Consider the following 24,538-nt stretch of genomic DNA (forward strand, 5'->3'; position numbering starts at 1 on the left):
AAAGGGGCAGCAGAGGGCACGGCTGTGACCTTTCCCTCCCCCTGAATGTGACCCCGTTCACCAGCCGCCGCCCGCGCTCCCACCCGCCTGGTCATTGGGCCGTTCGGCCCCCTTCCACAGGCCCGTCGAGGCCCCGGCTGGAACGTTGAACACTAGGGGATCACCCAGCCCCGGACCCAGGACCGGATCCAGGGGGAGTGGTGAGTGACAGCCAGCAGGCCACGCTGACCGGTGCGCGCGGGCCCGGCTCCCCGAGGACGGGCCGACTCCCGTGGCGGTCCCGGCCGGACACCGGCCCGCTCGCCGTGGCGTGCGCGTTCATCCTGGCCCAACTCCTGCTCGTACGCCCGGGGTTGGGGCTCGGCTGGGACGAGACGGTCTATGTCAGCCAGGTCTCCCCGCACGCCCCCACCGCGTTCTTCAGCGCCCCGCGCGCCCGTGGCGTCCCGCTGCTGGTGGCGCCGGTCGCGGTCTGGTCCTCGTCCGTCGTGCTCCTGAGGATCTATCTGGCGGTCCTGTCCGGGCTGGGGCTCTTCCTCGCCCTGCGCGCCTGGCGCGGTCTCTTCCCCGCCCGGGTGCTCACGGCCGCCGGCGCCCTGTTCGCCACCCTGTGGGTCACGCTGTTCTACGGCCCGCAGGCCATGCCCAACTACTGGGTCGCCGTCGGCGCCCTGGCCGCCGCAGGGTGCTTTTTGCGCCCCCGGGCCCGGCCCGCCCCGTGGGGTCTGGGGCTGAGCGCCGCGCTCATGGCCTGGATGCGCCCGACGGACGCGGTCTGGGCGACCCTGCCCCTGCTCGTCCTCCTGGTGGGGGTACGGCGGTGGCGGCGCCCGGCGCCGCTGCTTGCCCTGGTCGGCGGGCTCGCCCTCGGGGCCGCCGAGTGGGTGATCGAGGCGTACCTCTCCTACGGCGGACTGGCGCGGCGCCTGTCCGACGCCTCCCGCATCCAGGGCGGCCTCGGCTGGAACCCCGCCGTCGTGGACCAGGCGCGCGCCCTGTCGGGCCGTACGCTGTGCCGCCCCTGCACGGGAGACCTGCCCGCCCCCGGGATCGCCCTGTGGTGGTGGGCGCTGCCGCTGCTCGCCGCCGGCGCGGCCGTCGTCGCCGTCCGCGCCCGGCGCCCCGCGCTCACCCTGGTACCGCTGGCCTGCGCCGCGTCGGCGGCCTTCCCCTACCTCTTCCTGATCGGCTACGCGGCCCCCCGGTTCCTGCTGCCGGCCTACGCGCTGCTCGCCGTACCGGTCGCCGATCTCCTGGTGCACGCCGTCCGGGCGCCGGGGCGGGTCCGGCGGCGGCTGACGACGGTCCTGGTGACCCTCGCCCTGGCCGCGCATCTGACCGTGCAGTTCGTGGTGCTGGAGCACACCGTGCGGCGCACCACCGCCGCCCACCGCGAGTGGGCCCGCACCGCGGCCGCGCTGCACCGCCTCGGGGTCCGTCCGCCCTGTCTGCTCACCGGGTACCAGTACGTCCCGCTCGCCTACTACGCGGGCTGCGCGTCCGCCGCCACCGGCGGCCACGACGCCAACACCACGGCGGCGGCCCTCGCCCGCGCCGCCCGGAGCCGGTCCGTCGCGACGCTCGTCCCCCCGGGCGGGACACCTCCGCCCTACGCCCGCTCCTGGACCCCGGCCCGGGCCGGGATCCTGCTGGCGTACCTCGCGCCGGGCCCGCGCGCCGGGCCTCAGCGCACCGGGAAGCCGAAGGAGTAGCCCTGCTCCTTGAGCCAGGGCAGGATCCGGCGCAGCGCCTCGACGGTCTGGGAGCGGTCGCCGCCCGCGTCGTGGAAGAGGATCGTCGGCCCGTTGGGCAGTTCCTGCTCGACGGTGGTGACGATCGCGTCGGTTCCGGGGCGCTCGAAGTCCTTGGAGTCCACGTTCCAGCCCAGCGGGCGCATACCGCGGGAGGCGGCGAGCTTGCGGCTGTACGGGGTGAAGGCGCCGCCGGGCGCCCGGTAGTACATCGGCCGGACGCCCCCGGACGCCTTCGTGATCATCCGCTCGGCGTCGAGTATCTGCTGCGACTGGTAGGCCTCGGACTTCTTGTCCATGGTGGTGTCGTGCGACACCGAGTGGTCGCACAGCCGGTGCCCGGCCGCGACCACCTCCTTCACCAGGTCCGGGTGGGCCTGCGCCTGCGTGCCCACCATGCAGAACGTGGCCTTCACCCCGTACTCCTCCAGCACGTCGAGGACCTGCGGGGTCCACTGGGGGTCGGGCCCGTCGTCGATGGTGATGTTGACGCCCCGCGCCCCCTTGTCCGAGGCGTGGACGATGGTCACGTCCACCGGCTTGATGTCACCGCCCGGCTTGGCGGAGCTCGCCGCACGGGGAGACCCGGCACCCGTGGAACCGGCCTGCGCGGTCCACACCGAGGCCCCGGTGGCCAGCACGGTCACCCCGAGCGCCGCCCCCAGCACCTTGCCGTACCAGCCCCGCCCGCTGTGCCGCGCCATGTCCGCCCACTTTCCCGCAGTTGCCCGGCGGCCCTCGGCCGCCTCCCGATCACCTGGCAGGACGAGGAGCGGGGGGCGCGGGATCCCTTCGTTACGGATCGCGGACAATTCCGGGGGAGTTCCCGGACAACTCGGCGACCGGCGAACGGATTTCCGGGCGGAACGAGGCGGGGGCGCCGGTGCGGCGGCCTTCTCCGGCACCCCCCGACGGCGGCTCGGCAGCCCCGACGGCGGCTCGGCGCACCCGCGGCGGTCGGAGAGCGGCGCTGCCCCGATCGGCCGCGCCACCCGTGCGCCGGTGACTACTCCTCGTACACTATCATCACACTCCGTGATTGCAGGGGTGTGGTGTGTCCGCATCGTTGGTCTGACCGCTGCCGCCCTGGAGGCGATTCATGGCATCTGTGCCGCGTCGTGGAGTACTGAAGGGCCTGCCGCTCGCGGCCGGGGCGGTCGTCGCCGGGAGGGCGTCGAGCGCACACGCCGGCACCCCCTTCCCGCAGCCCCCGACCCGGACCGTCCGGCCCCGCCCGCGCCGGCTGGAGACCCGGCTGACGGTCGGGTTCACCGAGCAGCGGGTGCCCGGCGTCGGCACCGTGCTCACCCGCACCTACGACGGCTCCCTGCCGGGTCCGACCCTGCGGGTGCGCCCCGGGGACTCCCTGCACCTCACGCACGTCAACGCGCTCCCGCCGAACCTCACACCGGCCCACCACGACCTCGGCATGAACGTCCCGCACGGCTTCAACACCGTCAACCTGCATCTGCACGGCATGCACGTCGCCCCCACGGCCGACGCGGACAACGTCTTCCGCTCCTTCGAGCCCGCCGCCTCCGGGAAGGCCGCCACCAGCTGGAGCAGTGTCGTCGACATCCCGCTCAACCACCCGGCCGGCACGTTCTGGTACCACCCGCACCACCACGGATCCACCGCGACCCAGCTGCTGAACGGCCTGGCCGGAGTGATCATCGTGGAGGGCGACATCGACGCGGTGCCCGAGGTCGCGGCGGCCAAGGACATCGTCGTCTGCATCAACGAGCTGAAGGTGTCCGGCGGCAAGGTGCCCGACCTGACCTCGGAGACCACCTACGAGGACATCACGTCGACCTTCCTCGTCAACGGGGCGGCCAACCCCACCCTGACCATCGCCCCGGGCGAGGTCCAGCGCTGGCGGATCGTCAACGCCGGGGCGCTCACCACGCTCTATCTGACCCTGGACGGCCAGCAGACGCACCAGATCGCCGCCGACGGCATCACGTTCACCCAGCCCGTCCCCGTCACCGCCTTCCAGCTGCCGGTCGGCGGCCGGGCCGACCTGCTGGTCCGCGGCGGCGAGCCCGGCACCTACCGGCTCACCGCGGGCGGGGTGCCCCAGCCGCTGATGACCCTCAAGGTCACCGGCGCCCGCCGCACGATGGCCCTGCCCACCCGGCTGCCCGGCCGGCCCACCACCCTGCCCGAACCCACCCGCAAGCGCTCACTGATCTTCCGCAGCTACGAGAACGTCTTCTCCGGGGACTTCCGCAACGCCTACCGCATCCTGGGCGACGGGGAGACCCCGCCCGCCGACCCCCGGGCCGCGCGGACCGACCCCCAGTGGGGCCGCTTCCGGCCCGACTATGTCAACCACCGGGTGCGCCTCGGCCAGGTCGAGGAGTGGACCGTCACCAACGACTCCCACCGCCACGCCCACCACCCCCTCCATCTGCACACCAACCACTTCCTCGTGACCGCGGTCAACGGCCGCCCGCTGGCCACCCCCGTCTGGCACGACACCGTGGGCCTCCCGCCGCACGGTTCGCTCACCTTCCGGCTGCGCGCCGAGGACTTCACCGGCCGCTCGATGGTGCACTGCCACCAGTCCCAGCACGAGGACGAGGGCATGATGCAGATCATCGAGTACGTGCGCTGAGGGCACGAGGACGGCTCCCGGCCGGGGTGGCCGGGAGCCGTGGGGACGACAGCAGCGGGGGCTGTCCGGCGGGGCGCTACTCGACCTTGACCCAGTCGAGCGTGCGCTCCACCGCCCGCTTCCAGCCCGCGTAGCCCTCCGTGCGCCGGTCCTCCGACCACTGCGGCTCCCAGCGCTTGGACTCCTGCCAGTGGGTGCGCAGTTCGTCCTGGCTCTGCCAGAAACCGGTGGCGAGGCCCGCCGCGTAGGCGGCGCCGAGCGCGGTGGTCTCGGCGACCACCGGACGGCTCACGGGCACGCCGAGCACATCGGCCTGGATCTGCATGCACAGATCGTTCGCGGTGATCCCGCCGTCCACCTTCAGGACGTCGAGATGGACCCCGGAGTCCTGCTCCATGGCCTCGACCACGTCGCGGCTCTGGTAGCAGATGGCCTCCAGGGTCGCCCGGGCCAGATGCTCGTTGGTGTTGTAGCGGGCGAGCCCGACGATCGCGCCGCGGGCGTCGGAGCGCCAGTACGGCGCGAACAGGCCGGAGAACGCGGGGACGAAGTACATGCCGCCGTTGTCCTCGACGGCACGGGCCAGCGTCTCGCTCTCCGGCGCGCTGGCGATGATCTTCATCTGGTCGCGCAGCCACTGCACCGCGGACCCGGTCACCGCGATCGAGCCCTCCAGGGCGTAGATCGCCGGGCTGCCCTGGAACTGGTACGCCACCGTGGTGAGCAGTCCGTTCTGCGAACGCACCAGCTCGGTACCGGTGTTGAGCACCAGGAAGTTGCCGGTGCCGTAGGTGTTCTTCGCCTCGCCCGGCGCGTAGCAGACCTGGCCGACGGTGGCCGCCTGCTGGTCGCCGAGCACGCCGGCGATGGGGATGGCCTCGCGCAGCGGCCGGGAGGTCCGGGTGGTCCCGAACGCCTCCGCGTGCGAGGAGGGGTTGATCTTCGGCAGCATCGACCGGGGGATGTCGAAGAACCCCAGGAGTTCGTCGTCCCAGTCGAGGGTCTCGAGGTCCATCAGCATGGTGCGGCTGGCGTTGGTCACGTCGGTGGCGTGGATGCCGCCGTCGGGACCGCCGGTCAGGTTCCACAGGACCCAGGCGTCGGTGTTGCCGAAGATGGCGTTGCCCTGCTCGGCCGCCGCACGGACGCCGTCGACGTTCTCCAGGATCCACTGGATCTTCCCGCCGGAGAAGTACGTCGCCGGCGGGAGTCCCGCCTTGCGGCGGATGACGTCGCCCTTGCCCTCGCGTTCCAGGGCGGCGGCGATGGAGTCGGTGCGGGTGTCCTGCCAGACGATGGCGTTGTAGTACGGCCGGCCGTTGCGCGGGTCCCACACCACGGTGGTCTCGCGCTGGTTGGTGATACCGATCGCCGCCAGGTCGGTCGGGGACAGGTTCCCGTGCCGCAGGGCGTTCTGGATCACGGAGTTGGTGCGCTCCCAGATCTCCACCGGGTCGTGCTCGACCCATCCCGCCTTGGGGAGGATCTGCTCGTGCTCCAGCTGGTGCTTCGCCACCTCGTTGCCGCTGTGGTCGAAGATCATGAAACGGGAACTGGTGGTGCCTTGGTCCACCGCTCCCACGAAGTCCGCCATGGGATGCCGCCTCTTTCGTCGGGGGTGTCAGTCCTCGGGGGCCGGGATGCGGCCGGGAGGCTCCGCCTCGGCCGTGGGCAGGAACCGGCCGACGAAGACCTTGTACAGGAACGCGCCGAGCAGTCCGCCGACCAGCGGACCGAGGATCGGCACCCAGAAGTACAAGTTGTCGTACTGATCTCTCCAGGCTGTGCCGTACCCCGTGATGAAGCTCGCGAGTCTGGGGCCGAAGTCACGTGCCGGGTTGATCGCGTACCCCGCGTTGGTTCCCCATGCCATGCCGATGCCGACGACGATCAGGCCGACGATGAACGGGGCCAGATTCGCGCCGGGCGGATTGTTCAGCAGGTCCGTGACGGCCAGGATCAGCAGCAGCAGGATCGCGGTGCCGATGACCTGGTCGCGGAACGCGCCCCACTCGTGGACCGGCAGATTGGGGTTGCCGTTGGCCGGGAGGGTGGAGAACACGCCCTGGGACTTGATGGTGTGGCCCGGGTCGTACTTTCCCAGCGCCTCGGTGTAGTTCCAGCGCACGATGAGGGCCGCGACGAACGCACCGGCCGTCTGGGCCACGACGTAGGGTGCCACCTTCTTCCAGGGGAACCCCTTGAACGTGGCGAGGGCGACGGTCACCGCGGGGTTGAGGTGCGCGCCGCTCAGCCGTCCGGCGACGTAGACGCCCATGGTGACGCCGATGCCCCATGCCCAGGCGATGCTGTCGTGATTGCCCAGCCCGCCCGGGGGTGTCGTCAGTCCTCCGCCGGCCACGACCTGGGCCACCACGCCGCAGCCGAAGAGGATGAGAACCATGGTTCCGGCGAATTCGGCCGACACCTCGCCGACCAGTGCCGATCTTTTCAGCCGCTCAGCCATAGCAGCTCGATTCCCGCCGGCCTCAGGACCGGCCGTAGATTGCCCCGAGTCCTCACGAGATCAGAATAGGACGATCAAGCCCTTACCGCACATACAGAATATTTATCTGTGGTGGAGGGGGCGGTGTCACGGTGGCTGTTTCCCGGCGGTCCGGCGCGGATTCGGTGCAGAAAGTTTGGTTGAATTCTGTAGTTCGTAGGGAGAGGAACGGCGCGTGAGTGAACCGACTGGTCTGGTCTGCCCGGAATGCGGTGTGCCCAGGGCGGCGGACGGCAGTCCGGCCTGTTCCTGCGCCCGTCGCGCGGCCGACGCCCACCTGGAGACCCGGGCGGCGGAGGCGGCGGCCGCCGAGGACTTCGACCCCCTGCGGATACGTCCCTTCGCGGAACCGGCGGTCGCGGAGGAGGGCACCGGGGACTTAGCCGGCCCGCCCACCCCGGCCGCCGCCGCCGCGCCGGAACCCGTGGCGCAGGACACCGAGGGGACGGAAGCGGCCGAGAAGAGCGAAGAGCCCGAGGAGAGCGAAGAGGCTGGAGAGAGGCAAGAGGCTGGAGAGAGGGAAGAGGCTGACGGGAGTGAAGGGGGTGCCGCGGCCGGAGAGCGGTGGCGGCCCCGGCGGCTCGTGCAGCTCAGCGGGGTGGGCGCGGCCGCCGCGGTGCTGGTGACGGGCGGCGCCATCGCCGCGCTGTTCAGCTACCAGAGCCCCGCACGGGAGGACGCGGGCCCCGAGGACATCCGGGCGAGCGTCCCGGCCGGGGCCACCGGGACCGGTACGGCCGCCGCCGGACCGTCCGCCACGGCGTCCCCCACACAGACGTCCGCGAGCCCGACCGCCTCGCCGAGCGGGACCCCCTCCGAGAGCGCCTCCGTGCCCACCGGGTCCGCCGAGCCGTCGGTGTCCCCGACCGCCACCGGCGCCACCACCACCGCGGCCCCCGCGCCCAGCCCCTCCGGCGGAGAGGCCCCCGTGCTCCGCCCCGGCGACAGCGGAGCCGAGGTCACCGAACTCCAGCTCCGGCTGACCCAGGCCGGGTTCTACGACGGTGACGCCGACGGCCGGTACGGCAGCGAGGTCGAGAGCGCCGTCCGCCGCTACCAGCTCGCCCGGCTCGTCCTCACGGACGAGTCGGGCGTCTACGGGAAGGCGACCAGGGCCGTCCTGGAGTCCGAGACCTCGGAGCCCTGAGCCGGTCTACTCGCCCGAGGGCGCCGGCAGGGAGACGCCGAGGGCCACCGGGGTGCCGAAGTTCGGGGTGCCGTCGGCGTTCCAGGTGAACTTCTGCGCCCGGGTCGTCCGGTTCATGTCGCAGCCGCCGCTCGCCGAGGAGTTGGCGTGGTAGACCATCCAGTCCTCGGTCCCGTCGGGCGACTTGAAGAAGCCGTTGTGGCCGGGGCCGTACACCCCGTTGGCGTTGGACCGCTGGAAGACCGGATTCGCCGACTTGACCCAGGACGAGGAGCTGAGCGGGTCGCCGCCGTTGTAGGTGAGCATGCCCAGCTTGTAGTCGGGCGTGGAGCAGTGGCTCGCCGAGTACACGATGAAGGTCTTCCCGCCGTGCTGGAGGACCTCCCCGCCCTCGTTGACCGCGCCGCCGACCGTCTCCCAGCCGTAGGTCGGGGTGGACAGGACCCGGCGGGTGCCGCTCGCGGTCCACGGGTTCGACAGCGGCCGGATGAACATCGGCTGCGAGCCGTTGTAGAAGGTGCCGAGCAGATAGAGGTTCCCGTTCAGCTGGAGGATGCTCGGGTCCAGCTCCCAGGTGTTGTCCTGGGTGGGGTCGAGCAGGTCGGCCTTGAAGCTGTAGGGCCCCATCGGGTCGAGCCCGGCGCTCTCCAGTACGTGGATCCGCTGGGTGCCCAGGTCGTACGGCTCCCGTCCCGCCGTGTAGTAGAAGTACCAGCGCTTGCCGTTCGGCCCGTCGAGCAGATGGAACTCCGGCGCCCACATCGTGCCCGCGCCGTTGGGCCGGGTCAGGTTGAAGACGACCTGGTCGGTGGCGGTGGCGAGGCCGGCCAGGGTGCTCGCCTTGCGCATGGTGACCGTCGAGTTCCACGTCGTCGTGGCCAGGTAGTAGAAGCCGTCGTAGTACGTCAGCCAGGGGTCGGGTCCGTGCTGGGAGAGCGGGTTGGTGTAGGTCCCCGCGCTGGTGCCGCCGGCGGTGAAGCCGGGCAGCCGCCACACCCGGCCGCCCGTGGACGAGCACGGCAGCTGCACCAGGTTGGTGTTCGACGCGGACGAACCACCGCTCGGCGCCACGCACTTGCCGGAGGAGACGGAGACCAGGTTGAAGGTCTTGTCCGTCCCGGACACGGTGACGGGAACGAGCCGCCACTGCTGGTTCGTGCCGCCGTGGCAGGGCCACTGGATGATGGCCGCGTTGTCCGCGGTGGACGCCCCGTAGACGTCCACGCACTGACCGGACTGGGTGGTGATCGTGTAGGTGTCGCTCGTCCCGCTGACGGGGGTGTGGCCGAAGTTCTGGTTGGCGGCTCCGGAGGAGCAGGCGAAGGCCCGCAGCTGGGCTCCGGCGGTCGTCGAACTGCCGGGCAGGTCCAGGCAGTTGCCGCCGTTCTGGTTGACCCCGGTGGAGCTGAAGGAGACGGCGGCGGACGCGGGCGGTGCCACCAGGAAGGCCACCGCCAGGGTGAACAGCGCGAGCAGCGCGCAGAGGCATCTGGACCGGGTCACGGGCTGTACACCTTCGCTTCGAGGAGGCCGACGGAGTTGGAGCCGTTGCTCGTGAGCAGCACCCGTAGACGCGTGGTGCTGGTGGCGGTGAAGGTGACGCTGTCGTACTGGTTCTTGGCCAGCGGATAGCCGCTCGCGCCCGGCACGTCCACGTACGCACTGCCGTTCCAGTACTGGAGTTTCCAGGACGCCGGCATGTCGATGCCCTGGTCGTCGTCGAAGAAGTACACGTCGGCCCGGTTGACGGTCCTGGCGGTGGGCCAGGTCAGTTCGGCCCACTGCTGGCCCGTCTCCGGCCAGGTGCCCCAGCGCGGGTTGACGGTGTCGTTGGAGGAGGGCGGGTCGATGCCGTCGTTGACGGCCGTCACGGTCTCCCAGGGCGAGGTGTACGACGCCGAGGCGGTCGCGGACGTGGCCTGGTTGGCGGGTGGCTGGACCCCGCCCCGGTCGAACACCTTGACCTCGGTGAGCCCCGTTCTCGCCCCGGAGGCGTTCGTGGCCAGGACCCTGATCCGCTGGGCGGTGACCGCCGGGAACCTCACCAGGTTGTAGTTGGCCCTCGGGGCGGCGGGGCTCTTGGTCTGGCTCGGCACGTCCACCCAGGAACTGCCGTTGTAGTACTGGAGGGTGTAGGCGGAGGGCGCCCGATAGGTCGTGCTCGCGGGGCGGCTGTCCTTGAAGTACAGGCGGACCTCGTTGAGTTGGCGTGCTGTGCCGAGGTTCAGCTCGTACCAGTCCTGGGCGGCCGAGCCGCCCGCGCCCCAGAAGGGCTCGTTGGTCGGATAGCCGTCGACCGCGCCGGAGACGGCGGTGCCGGAACCGGTGGAGGAGGCGGAGACGGTCGCCCCGGCGGCGAGGTTCGCCGGATCGCCGGTCAGGTCGACGCCAGCCTTGGCGAGCATGTCGGTCATCCTGGCGCTGTCCTGCACGACCTGGTTCGGCGCCTGGAGGCCGGGGACGGCGGTGTGGAAGGAGACCGTGCCGCTCGTCGTCACCTCACCCGTGGCCGGGTCCCAGGTGAACGGCACCAGTGAGTTCACGGTCGCCGCCCGGCTGCCGTTGACGTAGATCGAGTAGCCCTCCGGGACCCCCGGGTAGCGCACCACGCCGTCGGCGGGGTCGTCCCAGACGATCGACAGATCGGCGTTGCGGTAGCGCAGGTTGTTGACCGTGAAGTGGCTCCAGCCGATGTCGATCGGGGAGAGCTCCACCTTCGCGTCGTTGCGCGGCCGCAGCCCCGCCGCGTCCTCGATCACCGTCCAGTTGCTGCTGCCCAGGATGTTGTGATGGATCCAGGAGCGGTAGGTGATCGCGCTGCCGTTCCAGTCGGCCCAGAACTCGTTGGCGTCCGGCCAGGCGGTGTTGCCGCCGACGTACTGCGCCCAGGTGTTCCAGTAGAGCAGCTTCTTGTAGTCGGTCGCCGTCATCCAGGAGTTGGGGTAGTTGCGCAGCACCGAGGAGTACAGCCGGAACTGGACCGTGGAGTTGATGGTGGAGAAGTTGTTGGAACCGGGCTCGCCCGCGTCGGCCGCCGCCTTCTTGTCGACCTGGTCGGCCGTGTAGAAGGGGAACACCGGGTACTGGGCCGGGTCGTCGTACAGCCGCAACGCCTGCCGGTAGGTGGCGGTGTTGGGGACCGCGCCGACCGAGAACGGGTAGTAGTTGTTGATCTCCTTCCAGGGCACCCATTCATTGGTCGACTTGAGCCGGTGCTCGAACAGCTGGCGGTTCGGGTTCCACAGGACGTTGACGATCGCGTCCTTGATCTGGCCGGCGAGCGTGCGCATCTCGGTCGCCTTGGCCGTGTTCCCGGCCGCCTCGTAGGCCTGGGCGGCGGCGAGCGCCCCGCTGTACTGGTAGGCGGACTCGGCGCGGTCCATGTTCCCGGGCTTCCAGTGGAAGGAGACCGCGTCGGCGTCGTTGCCGGTCAGCGCGCCCCAGTCGTACTCGATCAGCTTGTTGTTGTCGTGGTCGTAGTACGCCAGCTGCCCCTTGACGTCCCCCTCGGCGTAGTGGGCCAGACTGCCCGCGACGGCCGGCTGGCCGCCGTGGATCTGGTAACTGCGCCAGGCCGCCTCGGCGATGTACTGGGTGTAGCTGTTGGACCAGTTCTCCGGGTCGCCCGGGTTGTCGAGGAACCGTCCGCCCTTGGAGACCTGGCCGACGCTCAGCCAGTCCCCGTACGCGTAGGACGGATCGCGCAGGTACTTGAGGTCGTCGATGTGCATCGGCTGGGTCAGCGCGATCGCGTTGTTGTAGCCGAGGACGCCCTCGGTGGAGGTCGGGAACTGGAAGGTCTGCCCGGGGATGTCGGCGTCGAGGTTGTTGAAGCGCATCAGCCACCAGCGGTAGTAGATGTTCTTCTTGATCGCCGGTTCCGGTACGTCGATGTAGGGCACGTTCTTCGCCCACCACAGGTTGTAGGCCCGCACGTGCGTGGCGAAGGCGGTCGCGGCCGAGTAGCCCGCGTAGGCGTTGTACTCGGTGAGCGACTCGGGGATCTCGTCGGTGACGAAGCCCATGACCAGCTTGGCGGTGACGGTGGCCCCGGCCGCGACGGTGATCGAGCGGTTGAGGCCACCGCTGGACACCGTGAACCCGTCGCCGGTCAGCCGGGGCCGGATCGTCGTGAGGTTGTTGTACGCGTTGACCTGCCCGGTCAGTTCGCTCCCCGAGCCGGACGTGGCGTACGGCGAGGTCGCCCGCAGCTGGAGCGTGGTGGACGCGCTGCCGTTGTTCTTGATCGACAGGTTGGTGACGGCCACGTTGTTCTCGGTGATGAACTTGGTCTGGGTGACCGCGATCGAGCCGCTGGTGTGCACGCTCTGCCAGTTGCTGGGCGCCTGGCGGCGCTGGGCGACCTGCTCGGTGAAGGTGCCCGGGGTGATCGCGACGGTGTAGGCGTTGGTGTCGCTGATGCTCTCCCAGTAGGCGACATGGCCGCCGAAGCCCAGCACCGAGGGGTCGTGGGTCTTCATGAACAGCGCACGCCCCCGGCTCATCAGCCAGGGCCCGGCCGGGTCGTCACCGGTGCGGGCCAGCAGCCGGTCCATCCAGAAGTCGGTGCCGGAGCTCTCCGCGTCGTAGATGCTCCGCATCATGTCGCCCGGGGTGTAGGCCACGGGCGGGGCGGGGATCGCGGGTCCGCTGAAGGTGGGGAACCCGATGGTCTGCGCGGCATGCGCGGACGGGGTGACGAGAAGGGAACAGAAGGTCAGTAACAGGGCGACGAGCAGGGCGTGCGGTCTTCTCATCGAAGGCTCCCTGGGGCGGGGTGACGAGAGGCACGGAAAAGGGACCTGAAAGGTTTTCGGGCACCGTAGGAGCGTGCTGAGGGCATGTCAAGACGGTGCGGTGAGGCGGATGTCGGGGGACGGCGCGGTTCAGGACAGCGGGGCCGTGGAGCCCCGGATGACCACCCGGCAGCGCAGCGTCTCCACCCCGGAGCGCCGGGCCCCGCCGATCGCCCGCGACAGGGCCTGCGCGGCGGCCCGCCCGACCTGCTCCAGGTTCATGTCGACGCTCGTCAGCGGCGGACGGGAGGCGGCGGTCAGGACCTGCCAGTCGTCGAAGCCCATGACCGCCACGTCCTCCGGCACCCGGTGCCCGCGCTCCCGCAGCACGTCCATCACGCCACGCGCTATCTGGTCGCTGCCGCACAGCACCGCGTCGACCTCGGGATGCCGGTCGAGGAGCAGCGCGGTGGCCGCCCGCCCCCACCCCTCCGACCAGGCCCCGAAGCGCGCCTCGCCGACCAGGGCGAGACCGGCCGCGGCGAGCGCCGCCGCGGCGCCCTCGGCCCGGTCGTGGGCCGCGGCGTACCCCGGGTCGCCGGTGATGTGCGCGATCCGGGTCCGGCCGCAGGCCAGCAGGTGCTCCACCGCGATCCGCCCGGCGTCCACGTTGTCCGGGACGATCGACAGATCCTGCGGATCGTCCGACGGCGCGTACGCGTAGACCACCGGAACGGGCAGCTCACGGCCGAGCGACGGGCGGGGATCGGTGCGGCTGCCCACCACGATCAGCCCGTCGACCCGCCGCCCGAGCAGCGCCCGGACGTGGTGCTGCTCCCGGATCGCGTCGCCCCGGGCGTCACAGAGGAACACCGCGACCTCGCCCGCGCCGAAGGCGTCCTCCGCGCCCATCAGGATCGGGATGCTGAACCGGCCCTCCAGGTCGCTGGTGAGCAGACCGACCGTGCCCGAGCGCCCCACGAGCAGGCCGCGGGCGAGCTGGTTGGGCCGGAACGACAGCCGCTCGGCCGCCTCGATCACCCGCTGCCGGGTCTCGGCGCGCACCTGGCTGCGGCCGTTGAGGGCCTTGGACGCGGTGGCGACGGACACGCCCGCCAGCCGGGCGACGTCGCTCAGGGTGGCGGGATGCGAACGGGCGGAGCCGGCGGCCGGTGTCATGCGTAAACGGTACGCGAGAAGTTTCGGCATGACCCCGAAATCCGTTGCGGACGGGGGGATTGACGACACGTCAGACCGGTTCTAGCTTTCAGAAAGCCTTTTCGGTTCCTTTCTGTCGAAGTCCTTTCTGCCGAGGTCGTTTCTGTCGAGGGGGAACGTCATGGGGAGTACGACCCGATCACGTGGACCGATGAACCGGCTGGTCACCGGTGCCCTCGCGCTTCTGGCCGCCGCCGGTCTGGTGACGGCCTGCGGCTCGGGGAACGACAGCGGTTCCCCCGGCGGCGGCACCGCGGACGCCAAGGGCCTCGACGACGGCAGCAAGCTGACGATGTGGACCCGGGCCGCGACCCGGCCGCAGAGCGAGGCGCTGGTCGAGGCCTACAACGCGGGCCACAAGAACAAGATCGAGCTGACCGTCGTCCCCACCGACGACTACCAGGCCAAGGTCGGCGCCGCCGCCGGCTCCCGCGACCTCCCCGACCTGTTCGCCTCCGACGTGGTGTTCGTCCCCAACTACACCTCCAGCGGACTCTTCGCCGACCTCACCGACCGCATCGACGCGCTGCCCTTCGCCGACAAGCTCGCCCAGTCGCACATCAAGGCCGGGACGTACGACGGCAAGAAGTACGTCGTGCCGCACACCCTCGACCTGTCGGTGCTGTTCTACAACAAGGACCTCTACCGCAAGGCGAAGCTCGACCCCGAGAAGCCGCCCACCACCCTCGCCGAGTGGGACGCGCAGGCGCGGGCGGTGGACGCGCTCGGCTCGGGCGTCGACGGCACCTTCTTCGGCGGCAACTGCGGCGGCTGCGGCGTCTTCACCTGGTGGCCGTCCATCTGGGCCGCCGGCCAGGAGGTCCTCGACAAGGACGGCACCGCGGCCGACCTCGACTCCGCCACCGCGCGGAAGGTCTACGACACCTACCGGGGCTGGGTCCGCGACGACATCGTCGCCCCCGGCGCCAAGGACGAGACCGGCACCACCTGGACCGGCGTCTTCCCCAAGGGAAAGGTCGGCGTCATGCCCATGCCGTCCACCACCCTGGGCCTGATGCCCAAGGGCCTCGACCTCGGCGTCGCCCCCATCCCCGGACCCGACGGCGGGAAGTCCACCTTCGTCGGCGGCGACGCCATCGGTATCTCCGCCACCAGCAAGAAGGCCGACCAGGCCTGGAACTTCCTCGCCTGGTCCCTCGGCGAGGAGGCCCAGGTCGACGTGGTCGCCGCCCACAAGGACGTGGTCGCCCGCACCGACCTCGCCGCCAACAAGTACTCCTCCGCCGACCCCCGCCAGGTCACCATCAACCAGCTCGTCGCCGTCGGCCGCACCCCCTACGCGCTGAAGTTCGGCCAGACCTTCAACGACCCCAACGGGCCCTGGCTGACCCTCATGCGCGACGCCGTGTTCGGCGACGGCGGATCCCTGGAGAAGGACAACCAGGCCGTCACCGCCTCGCTCGCCGACTGACCGGAGGACGGCATGCAGAGGTCCCGCGCCCTCCAGGGACTCGGCTACGCGGCCCCCACCGCCCTGTTCGTCACCGTCTTCTTCCTGCTGCCGCTGCTGCTCGTCGGACAGATGTCCCTCAGCGACTGGCCGCTGCTCGCCGGCGACCGCGGCACCAACGCACCCGAGAACTACACCGACGTCACCGACGGCACCCTCTTCTGGCCCGCCGTCCGCTTCACCCTCCTCTACACCGCCCTCGTCACCGTCGTCCTCCTCGGCCTCGCCCTCCTCCTCGCCCTCCTCGTCCAGGAGGCCCGCCCCGGCTCCGGCTTCTACCGCACGGTCTACTTCCTCCCCGGCGCCCTCGGCCTCGCCTCCGCCTCCCTTCTCTTCTGGGGCCTGTACAGCCCCACCACCGGACCCCTCAGCCGCCTCCCGCAGCACCTCGGACTCGCCGACGGCCCGGTGTCCTTCCTCGGCACCCCCACCTCCGCCCTGCTCTCCACGGTGTTCCTCGTCGTCTGGAAGTTCGCCGGCTTCTACATGCTGATCCTGCTCGTGGGCCTCCAGCGCATCCCCCACGAGGTGTACGAGGCCGCCCGCATGGACGGAGCGAGCCGGGCCCAGACCTTCCGCTCGATCACCCTGCCCCTGCTGCGCCCCTCCCTCGCCCTGTCCCTGCTGCTCTGCGTCACCGGATCCCTGCTCGCCTTCGACCAGTTCTTCGTCCTCACCAAGGGCGGACCGGACAACAGCACCGTCACCGTCGTGCAGCTGATCTACCGGGAGGCCTTCCAGCGGATGGACCTCGGCACCGCGGCCGCCCTCTCGATCGTCGTGCTCGGCGCGCTGCTCCTGCTCAACGCCCTGCAGTTCCGGGGGCTGCGCCACGCCGACGAGTCATGAACCCCACCACCCGAAGGAGGGCACCCCGGTGCTCACCCGCGCCCTCGGCCGGACGCCCCACCACGTCCTCGCCGGAGGTCTCGCCGTCGTCTTCCTCTTCCCGCTGCTGTGGAACGCCTGGGCCTCGGTCAGCCCCCAGCCCGGCACGGCCCAGGAGTCCGGCCACGGCCTCGGCAACTACCGCACCCTGCTGGAGTACGACGCCGGCCTGGGGCGGTACCTCCTCAACAGCACGGTCGTCTCCGCCCTCACCGTCGCCCTGACCGTGAGCGTCTCCCTGTTGGGCGGCTACGCCTTCGCCCGGTTCTCGTTCCCCGGCAAGAACCTGCTGTTCCTGCTGACCCTGGCCATCCTCATGGTCCCGTACGCCACCCTGCTCATCCCGCTCTACGTGCTGCTCGGCAGACTCCATCTGCAGAACTCGCTGCTCGGGCTGAGCCTGGTCCTCACCATGTTCCAACTGCCGTTCGCCACCTTCATGATGCGGATCTCCTTCGAGGCGGTCCCGCGCGAACTGGAGGAGTCCGCGCTCGTCGACGGCTGCGGCACCGCGGGCGCGCTGCGCCGGGTGCTGCTCCCGGCGGTGCGACCGGGCCTGATCACCGTGGGGCTGTTCGCGTTCCTCGCGGCCTGGAACGACTTCATCGCCCCGCTGATCCTCATCTCGGACAGCGCGAAGGCGCCCCTGCCGCTGGCCGTCGCCACCCTGCGCCAGCAGAGCATGGGCGCCGTCGACTACGGGGCCACCGAGGCGGGCGTGGTGGTCCTCGCCGTGCCCTGCCTGCTGCTCTTCCTGCTGCTGCAACGCCACTACGTACGGGGCTTCATGTCGGGCGCTCTGAAGGGATGATGGCGTGAAGGAGAACACCGACGGGCACACCACGGGGCACACCGGGGGGCACACCGACGGGTCCGCCGTCCTGCCGGTGGCACCGAGCCGGGGACGGCTGCGGCCGCTCGGCCTCGACGAGGTCCGGATCACCGGCGGATTCTGGGCCCGGCGCCGGCACGTCAACGCCACCGCCACCCTGGACCACTGCCGCGACTGGATGGAACGCGTCGGCTGGACGGGCAACTTCACCGCCGCCGTCGAGGGCCGGCTCCACCGGGACCGGCGCGGCCGGGAGTTCGCCGACTCCGACGTCTACAAGCTTCTCGAGGCCATGGCCTGGGAGCGGACCCACCGGGGCGACCCGGCCCTCGAAGAGGCGATCGCCGCCGCGCAGGAACCGGACGGCTATCTGAACACCGCCTTCGGCCGCCCCGGTCAGCAGTCCCGCTACAGCGACCTCGAATGGGGCCACGAGCTGTACTGCTACGGCCACTTGATCCAGGCGGGCGTGGCCCAGGCCCGGGCGCGAGGCGAGGGCGAGCTGGCGAAGACCGCCCGCCGGGCCGCCGACCACGTCTGCGCCACCTTCGGCAGGGGCGGCGTCGAACGGGTCTGCGGACACCCGGTGATCGAGACCGCCCTGGTCGAACTGGCCAGGCTCACCGGCGAGCAGCGCTATCTCGACCAGGCCGCCCTGTTCGTGGACCGCAGGGGCCACGGCACCCTCGCCGACGGCGAGTTCGGCCGCGCCTACCACCAGGACGACCTGCCGGTGCGGGAGGCCCGCGTCCTGCGCGGCCATGCCGTGCGCGCCCTGTATCTCGCCGCCGGAGCGGTGGACGTGGCCGTGGAGACCGGCGACGACGACCTGCTCGCCGCCGTCGTCCGGCAGTGGGAGGCCACGGTCGCCCGGCGCACGTACCTCACCGGCGGCATGGGCTCGCACCACCGCGACGAGTCCTTCGGCGACGACTTCGTCCTCCCGCCCGACCGCGCCTACGCGGAGACCTGCGCCGGGGTGGCCTCCGTCCAGCTGAGCTGGCGGCTGCTGCTCGCCACCGGGGAGCCCCGGTTCGCGGACCTGGCGGAGCGGACCCTGTACAACGTCGTCGCCACCTGCCCCGCCGAGGACGGCCGGGCCTTCTTCTACGCCAACACCCTGCACCGGCGCAGCCGGGGCACCGCACCGGCGACGGACGCCGAGAGCCCGCGCGCCGAGTCGAGTCTGCGGGCGCCCTGGTTCGCGGTGTCCTGCTGCCCGACGAACGTGTCCCGCACCCTGGCCGCGCTGCCCGCCTACCTGGCCACGACGGACGACGGGGGCCTCCAGCTCCACCAGTACGCCGACGCGGAGATCTCCACCGGCGGCATCGGGCTGCGGATCCGCACCGGCTATCCCTCGGACGGCCGGGTCACCGTGCGGATCGAACGGTCGCCGGGGCACCCGTGGACCCTGTCCCTGCGGGTGCCGGCCTGGGCGGACGGCGAGACGGCCCGGCTGGTCGGACCGGACGGCGCGAGCCGCGCCGTCGCGCCGGGCACGGCCACGGTCACCCGTACCTTCCGTCCCGGGGACGAGATCCGCCTCGAACTCCCCGTCGCGCCCCGGTGGATCGCGCCCGACCCACGGATCGACGCCGTGCGCGGCACGGTCGCCGTCCAGCGCGGGCCGCTCGTGTACTGCGCGGAGTCCGTGGACCTCCCGGACGGCCACGAGGCCGACGCGATCCGGGTGGACACCTCCGACGCGCCGCGGAACGGGCCCGACGGCACCGTGGTCGCGCCCGGTGAACTCATCGCACCCCCCGCACGGAGCTGGCCGTACCGGCCGCTCGACCGGACCCCCTCACCCGTCGCCGCCCGCACCGGCATCGTCCTCGTGCCCTACCACTCCTGGGCGAACCGGGGCCCCGCGACGATGCGGGTGTGGCTGCCCACGACCGACCCGCGCTGACCTCCGATCGGAGCCCCCACATGAGCCGACCCCCCACCCGCAGAAAGCTGTTGGGCATCGCCGCCGGCACGGCCGCGGCCGCCCCTCTCGTCTCCCTGGCGACCCCAGCCCCCGGCGCCGCCGCGGCCCCGGCATCCGCACCCGCACCCGCCTTGGCACCGGCCACCTGGGCGGTGCAGCCCTTCCCGTTGGACCAAGTCGCCCTCGGTGACGGCGTGTTCCGCCGCAAGCGTGATCTCATGCTCGAATACGCCCGCGCCTACCCCGCCGACCGCATCCTGGCCGTCTTCCGGGCCAACGCGGGTCTCGACACCCGCGGCGCCCAGCCGCCCGGCGGCTGGGAGACCTCCGACGGCAATCTGCGCGGCCACTTCGCGGGTCACTTCCTCACCCTCCTCGCCCAGGCGTACGCCGACACCCGGGAGGCCGCCCTCAAGTCCAAGCTCGACCACATGATCGGCGCGCTGGAGGCCTGCCGGCAGGCCTTCGCCGCACACGGCTCGCCCCGGCCCAGCCACCCCGGCTATCTGGCGGCGTACCCGGAGACCCAGTTCGTCCTCCTGGAGAGCTACACGACCTACCCCACCATCTGGGCGCCGTACTACACCTGCCACAAGATCCTGCGCGGGCTGCTCGACGCCCACACCCTGGCCGGGAACGCCCAGGCGCTCACCCTCGCCGCGGGGCTGGGCGACTGGGTGCACAGCAGGCTCGCCCGGCTGCCCGCGGCCCAGCTGAACCGCATGTGGTCGATCTACATCGCCGGTGAGTACGGCGGGATGAACGAGGTGCTGGCGGACCTGTACGCCCTCACCGGCCGGGCCGAACACCTCGCCGCCGCCCGCTGCTTCGACAACACCGCGCTGCTGGACGCCTGCGCCGAGGACCGCGACCTCCTCGACGGCCGCCACGCCAACCAGCACATCCCCCAGTTCACGGGCTACCTGAGGGTGTTCGACCACACCGGGGAGGCCCGGTACGCCGACGCGGCCCGCAACTTCTGGCGGATGGTCGTGGGCCCCCGGACGTACAGCCTGGGCGGCACGGGCCAGGGCGAGATGTTCCGCGCCCGGGGCGCCGTCGCGGCCACGCTGGGCGCCGACAACGCCGAGACCTGCGCGACGTACAACCTGCTGAAGCTGGGCCGGCAGCTGTTCCTCCGGGACCCGGACCCGGCCTACATGGACCACTGCGAACGCGGCCTGACCAACCACATCCTCGCCTCACGGCGTGACGCCCGCAGCACGAGCAGCCCGGAGGTCACCTACTTCGTGGGGATGGGCCCGGGGGTGGTGCGGGAGTACGACAACACCGGGACCTGCTGCGGCGGCACCGGCATGGAGAACCACACCAAGTACCAGGACTCGGTCTACTTCCGCTCCGCCGACGGCGGCACCCTGTACGTCGACCTCCCCCTCGCCGCCACCCTGCGCTGGCCGGAGCGCGGGTTCGTGGTCGAGCAGACCAGCGCCTTCCCGGCGGAGGGCGTGCGCACCCTGACGTTCCGCGAGGGCACCGGCCCGCTCGATCTCCGGCTGCGGATCCCGTCCTGGGCGACGACCGGGGTGACCGTCACCGTCAACGGGGTACCGCACCCGGTCCCGGCCGTACCGGGCACGCATCTCTCCGTCAGCCGGACCTGGCGGCCCGGCGACCGGGTGGAGATCTCCACCCCCTACCGCCTGCGGATCGAACGGACCCCGGACGACCCCACCGTCCAGTCGGTGTTCCACGGGCCGGTCCTGCTGGTCGCCCAGAGCCCGGCCCAGGGGTTCCGGGCGTTCTCCTTCTACAAGGACTTCACGCTCCAGGGCGATCTCGCCGCCGCGGTCAGGCCGGAGGGGCGGCCGCAGTACTTCACCACCCACGGTCTGACCCTCGCCCCGTTCTTCGTCGCGGACGCCACCCGCTACCACGCCTACTTCCGGCGCTCCGAGCCCGTGGTCGTGTTCGGCACGGCCGACTCCGGCGTCCCCAACCGGGCCCGCGGGGACGGGCTGACCTTCCTCGACGTCCTCTGGGCGGGGGCGCCCTTCGCGTCGCAGGCCCGGTTCCTGGACGCGGTGCGGGCGCTCGCCGACGGCTGGCTGGCCGAGGGCCGCCTCACCCGGGCCGAGCGGGACGCGGTGGTCGCCGCCGCGGTCCGGGCGAACCTGCGGCGCTGAGGGCCCGGGCGTCGGCCGGGGACGGGGAATCAGCCCGCGGCCGGGGTCAGTTCGGCCAGCAGCAGGGTGCGGTCGTCGGCGCCGGGAGTGCCCGACGGCCGCTGGAGAAGCCGTGCGCACAGGGCGGGCAGCGTGCCGGGGTCACCGGTGTCGGCCGGCTCGGCGACGGCCTCGTCCAGCGCACGCGCCAGCCGGCCGATCTCCTGGTCTATGTCGGCCTCCCGGGACTCCACCAGGCCGTCGCTGTAGAGCGCGAGCAGGGCGGGCTCCGGCACGGTCAGCACGGTCGGTTCGTAGCTCCCCGAGCCGAGACCGAGCGGCAGGCCCGCCCCGGTCAGCGCCACCGGGGAGGTGCGCCCGTCCGGACCGCGCAGCAGTGGCGGCGGATGACCCGCCCCCACCAGGGAACAGGTGCGCTCCCGCGCGTCCCACTCGGCGTACACACAGGTCGCGAACGAGGCCCCGGGCGTCTCGCTGGCGAGCGCGTCCAGCCGGCGGATCACCTCCGCCGCCGGGATGTCCAGACCCGCCAGCGTGCGCAGGGCCGTCCGCAGCTGGATCATCGCCACGGCCGACTCCGGACCGTGCCCCATGGCGTCCCCGACGATCAGCCCGACCCGGTCGCCCGGCCGCCGCAGCACGTCGTACCAGTCGCCGCCGACCACACTGCCCTTCCCGGCGGGCAGGCAGCCGTGGGCTATCCGGCACCCCTCCAGCTTCTGCGCCGGACCCGGCGGCAGACTGTCCCGGATCGCCAGTGCGGTACGGCGCTCACGCTCGTAGCGCCGCGCGTTGTCCAGGGCCACACAGGCGCGGGCGGCCAGCGCCTCCACGGCGGCCACGTCGGAGGGCCGGAACCGCGCCCGCCCCGCGTCGCGCGTGCACGTCATGAAGCCGATCGGGACGCCCCGCAGCCGCAGCGGGACCACCAGGAAGGACCCCACCCGCAGCAGATCGTCGCGGCGCGCCTCGCCGTTCCCGGCGGCCGTCAGCCGCTCGGCCATGTACGGGTCCACCCGCTCCAGCACCTGGGCGTGCCCGGCGAGGAGGGCCTGCGCGTACGGCGTGTCGCGCGGGAAGGACACCATCTCCCCGACCGGCAGCACCCCCTCCCAGTCCTCGGCGGCCCCGGGCCCCACCCGCAGCGCCAGCCGGCGCGCCTCGACGCGCGGGGTGTCCGAGGCCGGCGGCGCGTCCTCCTCGCGCCGCCAGCGCTCCAGCACGAACAGTGAGGCCGCGTCGCAGAATCCGGGTGTCAGCGCGTGCACGACATGGCTGCCGGTCAGCCGCAGATCGAGTTCCGAGCCGATGACGTCGGCCGCGGGCGAGAACACCGACCGGCGGGGCGAGGACAGGGGGTCGAAGGAGTCGGAGCCGCGGCTGTGCGGGTCGTTCCGCAGGGTCGTGCCTTTCGGGTGGGGCGGCCGCGTGGCGGGGACAACGGATCACCACGCGTAGTCGGCCACTATATGATGAAGCGTCAAGTCACGTGGTCCCACGCGAAGTTGGCGGCCGTCAGCGGCGGCTTCCGGCCGATGTCAGAACGGTTCCGCTCCGCCGGCCTGCCACTGCCGGTAGGCGGCCACCGCGGTCGGCAGCGTCGGGAAGATCAGCTCCTCGCCGACGGACTTCGTCAGGCCGTAGGCGTCCAGATCGCCCCGCAGGTCCTGTTTCACCCGCGCCAGCGCGAACACCACGTCACGCCGGGCCAGTTCGCGGCGCAGCTCGTCGACCGCGTCCAGCGCGGTGATGTCCACCTCCACATTGGCCTCGGTGTTCAGCACGAACCACCGCACCGGATCCCGCTGCCCGTCGACCGCGGCCAGCGCCCGGTGCCGGAAGTTCTCCGCGTTCGCGAAGAACAGCGGGGAGTCGTAGCGGTACACCAGCAGCCCCGGGATCGTGGTGGCCTGCGGATAGTCGTCGATGTCGTGCATCCCGGCCAGACCGGGCACCAGTCCCTCCACCGCGTCGTGCGGCCGGGCCACCCGGGTCAGCAGCTCCGCCACCGACAGGCCGACGGCGACCAGCACGCCGTAGAGGATGTCCAGAAGCAGTACACCGGCCAGACAGCCGAGGGCGAGCAGGAGTTCACGGCGGCGGAAGGAGGCCAGCCGGCGGAAGCCCGCCAGGTCGATCATGCGCAGCGCGGCGTAGACCACGAGCGCGCCGAGCACCGCCGACGGGGTGTCGGCCAGCAGCGGCCCCATGAAGAGCAGCACCGCGAGCACCACCGCCCCCGCGCACAGCGAGTACGCCTGGCTGCGGGCGCCGGCCGAGGAGGCGAGGGCCGTGCGGCTCGCGCTGCTGCTCACCGGGAAGCCGTGCAGCACGCCCGCGCCCAGATTGGCCGTGCCCAGGGCCAGGAACTCCTGGTCGGCGTCGAGCTCAGGGCCCTCCGTCCCGGGGTCGGCGAAGGCGCGCGCGGTGAGCACGAAGTCGGTGTAGGCCACCAGCAGCACGCCCACCGCGGGCAGGACGAGCTGCGGCAGGTCCGACAGGGACGGGAAGGACAGGCTCGGCAGACCCGAGGGGATCTCGCCGATCACCTTCAGGTCGTAACGTTCGTCCAGGTCGAACAGGGCCACCGCCGACGTGGACAGGACCACCGCCAGCAGCGGTCCGGGCAGCCTGGGGAACCAGCGGGTCACCGCGAACAGCAGGGCGAGGATGCCGGCCGAGAACAGCAGCGTGGCGAGATGGAGGTCCGCCAGGTGCGTCAGGAACGACCACACCTGCGGGAAGAACTTCGAGCCCGTGATCTCCACCCCGGTCAGCTTGGGCAGCTGGTCCACGATCATGATCAGCGCCACGCCCGCCAGATACCCGATCAGGACCGGCCGGGACAGCAGATCCGCGACGAAGCCCAGCCGCAGCGCCCATGCCGCGAGACAGAGCAGGCCCACCGTGACGGCCAGCGCGGCCGCGAGCACGGCGTAGCGCCCGGTGTCACCGGCGGCGAGCGGGGCCACCACGGTGGCCGTCATCAGCGCCGTCGTCGACTCCGGGCCCACCGACAGCAGCCGCGAGGAGCCGAACAGCGCGTACAGGCCGAGCGCGGGCAGGATCGCCCACAGCCCGGCCACCGGCGGCAGCCCGGCCACGCCCGCGTACGCCATCACCTGCGGCACCAGGTACGCCGCGACCGTCACCCCGGCGAGCAGGTCGCCGCGCAGCCACGCACGACGGTATCCGGCCAGGACCGCGAGCCCGGGCAGCGGGCGGAACCTCGGCGGGGCTTGCGACATGGATCTCCTCCTGCGGACACCGTCGGCGGCACCCCTGGGTGGAG

The 24,538-nt window shown here is 71.8% G+C and carries 16 protein-coding genes; 8 read left to right on the forward strand and 8 right to left on the reverse strand.

Annotated elements, in window-relative coordinates:
* The first annotated feature begins 200 nt into the window (after nucleotides 1-200).
* Nucleotides 201-1,712, forward strand: a complete 1,512-nt coding sequence (locus tag ABZ490_RS35665; protein WP_358999835.1) for a hypothetical protein — start codon at nucleotides 201-203, stop codon at nucleotides 1,710-1,712.
* On the opposite strand, the gene ABZ490_RS35670 is transcribed toward ABZ490_RS35665, so the two are convergent.
* Nucleotides 1,685-2,455, reverse strand: coding sequence for a polysaccharide deacetylase family protein (locus ABZ490_RS35670; RefSeq protein WP_358999838.1), 771 nt, complete (start codon nucleotides 2,453-2,455; stop codon nucleotides 1,685-1,687). The two genes, ABZ490_RS35665 and ABZ490_RS35670, sit on opposite strands and share 28 nt — an antisense overlap.
* Before the next feature lie 395 nt (nucleotides 2,456-2,850).
* Here ABZ490_RS35670 and ABZ490_RS35675 point away from each other — a divergent pair, with 395 nt between their 5' ends.
* The gene (locus tag ABZ490_RS35675) at nucleotides 2,851-4,368 is read left to right on the forward strand and encodes a multicopper oxidase family protein (protein WP_358999841.1); all 1,518 of its coding nucleotides are present in this window, start codon (nucleotides 2,851-2,853) and stop codon (nucleotides 4,366-4,368) included.
* Nucleotides 4,369-4,444: 76 nt separating this feature from the next.
* Here the strand turns inward: ABZ490_RS35675 and glpK are convergent, their stop codons facing one another.
* Both glpK and ABZ490_RS35685 read right to left on the reverse strand, forming a co-directional pair.
* Nucleotides 4,445-5,962, reverse strand: coding sequence for a glycerol kinase GlpK (gene glpK, locus ABZ490_RS35680; protein ID WP_358999843.1), 1,518 nt, complete (start codon nucleotides 5,960-5,962; stop codon nucleotides 4,445-4,447).
* A gap of 27 nt (nucleotides 5,963-5,989) precedes the next feature.
* Nucleotides 5,990-6,835 carry an MIP/aquaporin family protein gene (locus tag ABZ490_RS35685; RefSeq protein ID WP_358999847.1) on the reverse strand — a complete coding sequence of 282 codons (846 nt, stop codon included), beginning with the start codon at nucleotides 6,833-6,835 and terminating at the stop codon, nucleotides 5,990-5,992.
* A gap of 214 nt (nucleotides 6,836-7,049) precedes the next feature.
* On the opposite strand from ABZ490_RS35685, the gene ABZ490_RS35690 reads away from it, so the two are divergent.
* Nucleotides 7,050-8,021 (forward strand): peptidoglycan-binding domain-containing protein, encoded by a 972-nt coding sequence (locus ABZ490_RS35690; RefSeq protein WP_358999850.1) that lies wholly within the window; start codon nucleotides 7,050-7,052, stop codon nucleotides 8,019-8,021.
* 6 nt (nucleotides 8,022-8,027) lie between these two features.
* Here ABZ490_RS35690 and ABZ490_RS35695 read toward each other — a convergent pair whose 3' ends face one another.
* The 3 genes from ABZ490_RS35695 to ABZ490_RS35705 form a co-directional block, all read right to left on the reverse strand.
* Nucleotides 8,028-9,524, reverse strand: coding sequence for a family 43 glycosylhydrolase (locus ABZ490_RS35695; protein ID WP_358999853.1), 1,497 nt, complete (start codon nucleotides 9,522-9,524; stop codon nucleotides 8,028-8,030).
* On the reverse strand, nucleotides 9,521-12,778 hold the full coding sequence (locus ABZ490_RS35700) for a discoidin domain-containing protein (protein WP_358999857.1): 3,258 nt from the start codon (nucleotides 12,776-12,778) through the stop codon (nucleotides 9,521-9,523). The genes ABZ490_RS35695 and ABZ490_RS35700 overlap by 4 nt, the downstream gene beginning before the upstream one ends.
* A gap of 129 nt (nucleotides 12,779-12,907) precedes the next feature.
* Entirely contained in the window at nucleotides 12,908-13,936 is a 1,029-nt protein-coding gene (locus ABZ490_RS35705; protein ID WP_358999860.1) for a LacI family DNA-binding transcriptional regulator, read from the reverse strand.
* Between the two features lie 160 nt (nucleotides 13,937-14,096).
* Between ABZ490_RS35705 and ABZ490_RS35710 the strand changes: the two genes are divergently transcribed.
* The 5 genes from ABZ490_RS35710 to ABZ490_RS35730 all read left to right on the forward strand — a co-directional run bounded on the left by ABZ490_RS35710 (nucleotide 14,097) and on the right by ABZ490_RS35730 (nucleotide 21,246).
* Nucleotides 14,097-15,407, forward strand: a complete 1,311-nt coding sequence (locus ABZ490_RS35710; RefSeq protein ID WP_358999863.1) for a sugar ABC transporter substrate-binding protein — start codon at nucleotides 14,097-14,099, stop codon at nucleotides 15,405-15,407.
* Nucleotides 15,408-15,419: 12 nt separating this feature from the next.
* A complete protein-coding gene (locus ABZ490_RS35715) occupies nucleotides 15,420-16,295 on the forward strand; it encodes a sugar ABC transporter permease (protein WP_358999866.1) in 876 nt (291 codons plus the stop codon).
* Nucleotides 16,296-16,323: 28 nt separating this feature from the next.
* Nucleotides 16,324-17,145, forward strand: coding sequence for a carbohydrate ABC transporter permease (locus ABZ490_RS35720; protein ID WP_358999869.1), 822 nt, complete (start codon nucleotides 16,324-16,326; stop codon nucleotides 17,143-17,145).
* Nucleotides 17,146-17,215: 70 nt separating this feature from the next.
* Nucleotides 17,216-19,081 carry a beta-L-arabinofuranosidase domain-containing protein gene (locus ABZ490_RS35725; RefSeq protein ID WP_359000026.1) on the forward strand — a complete coding sequence of 622 codons (1,866 nt, stop codon included), beginning with the start codon at nucleotides 17,216-17,218 and terminating at the stop codon, nucleotides 19,079-19,081.
* Nucleotides 19,082-19,101: 20 nt separating this feature from the next.
* Nucleotides 19,102-21,246, forward strand: coding sequence for a beta-L-arabinofuranosidase domain-containing protein (locus tag ABZ490_RS35730; protein WP_358999872.1), 2,145 nt, complete (start codon nucleotides 19,102-19,104; stop codon nucleotides 21,244-21,246).
* Between the two features lie 29 nt (nucleotides 21,247-21,275).
* Here ABZ490_RS35730 and ABZ490_RS35735 read toward each other — a convergent pair whose 3' ends face one another.
* Nucleotides 21,276-22,580, reverse strand: a complete 1,305-nt coding sequence (locus ABZ490_RS35735; RefSeq protein WP_358999875.1) for a PP2C family protein-serine/threonine phosphatase — start codon at nucleotides 22,578-22,580, stop codon at nucleotides 21,276-21,278.
* A 204-nt stretch (nucleotides 22,581-22,784) separates the two neighbouring features.
* A complete protein-coding gene (sulP, locus tag ABZ490_RS35740) occupies nucleotides 22,785-24,494 on the reverse strand; it encodes a sulfate permease (RefSeq protein WP_358999878.1) in 1,710 nt (569 codons plus the stop codon).
* Between the last annotated feature and the right edge of the window lie 44 nt (nucleotides 24,495-24,538).

It is taken from the genome of Streptomyces sp. NPDC005811 (genome assembly GCF_040630405.1).
Lineage (GTDB): Bacteria > Actinomycetota > Actinomycetes > Streptomycetales > Streptomycetaceae > Streptomyces.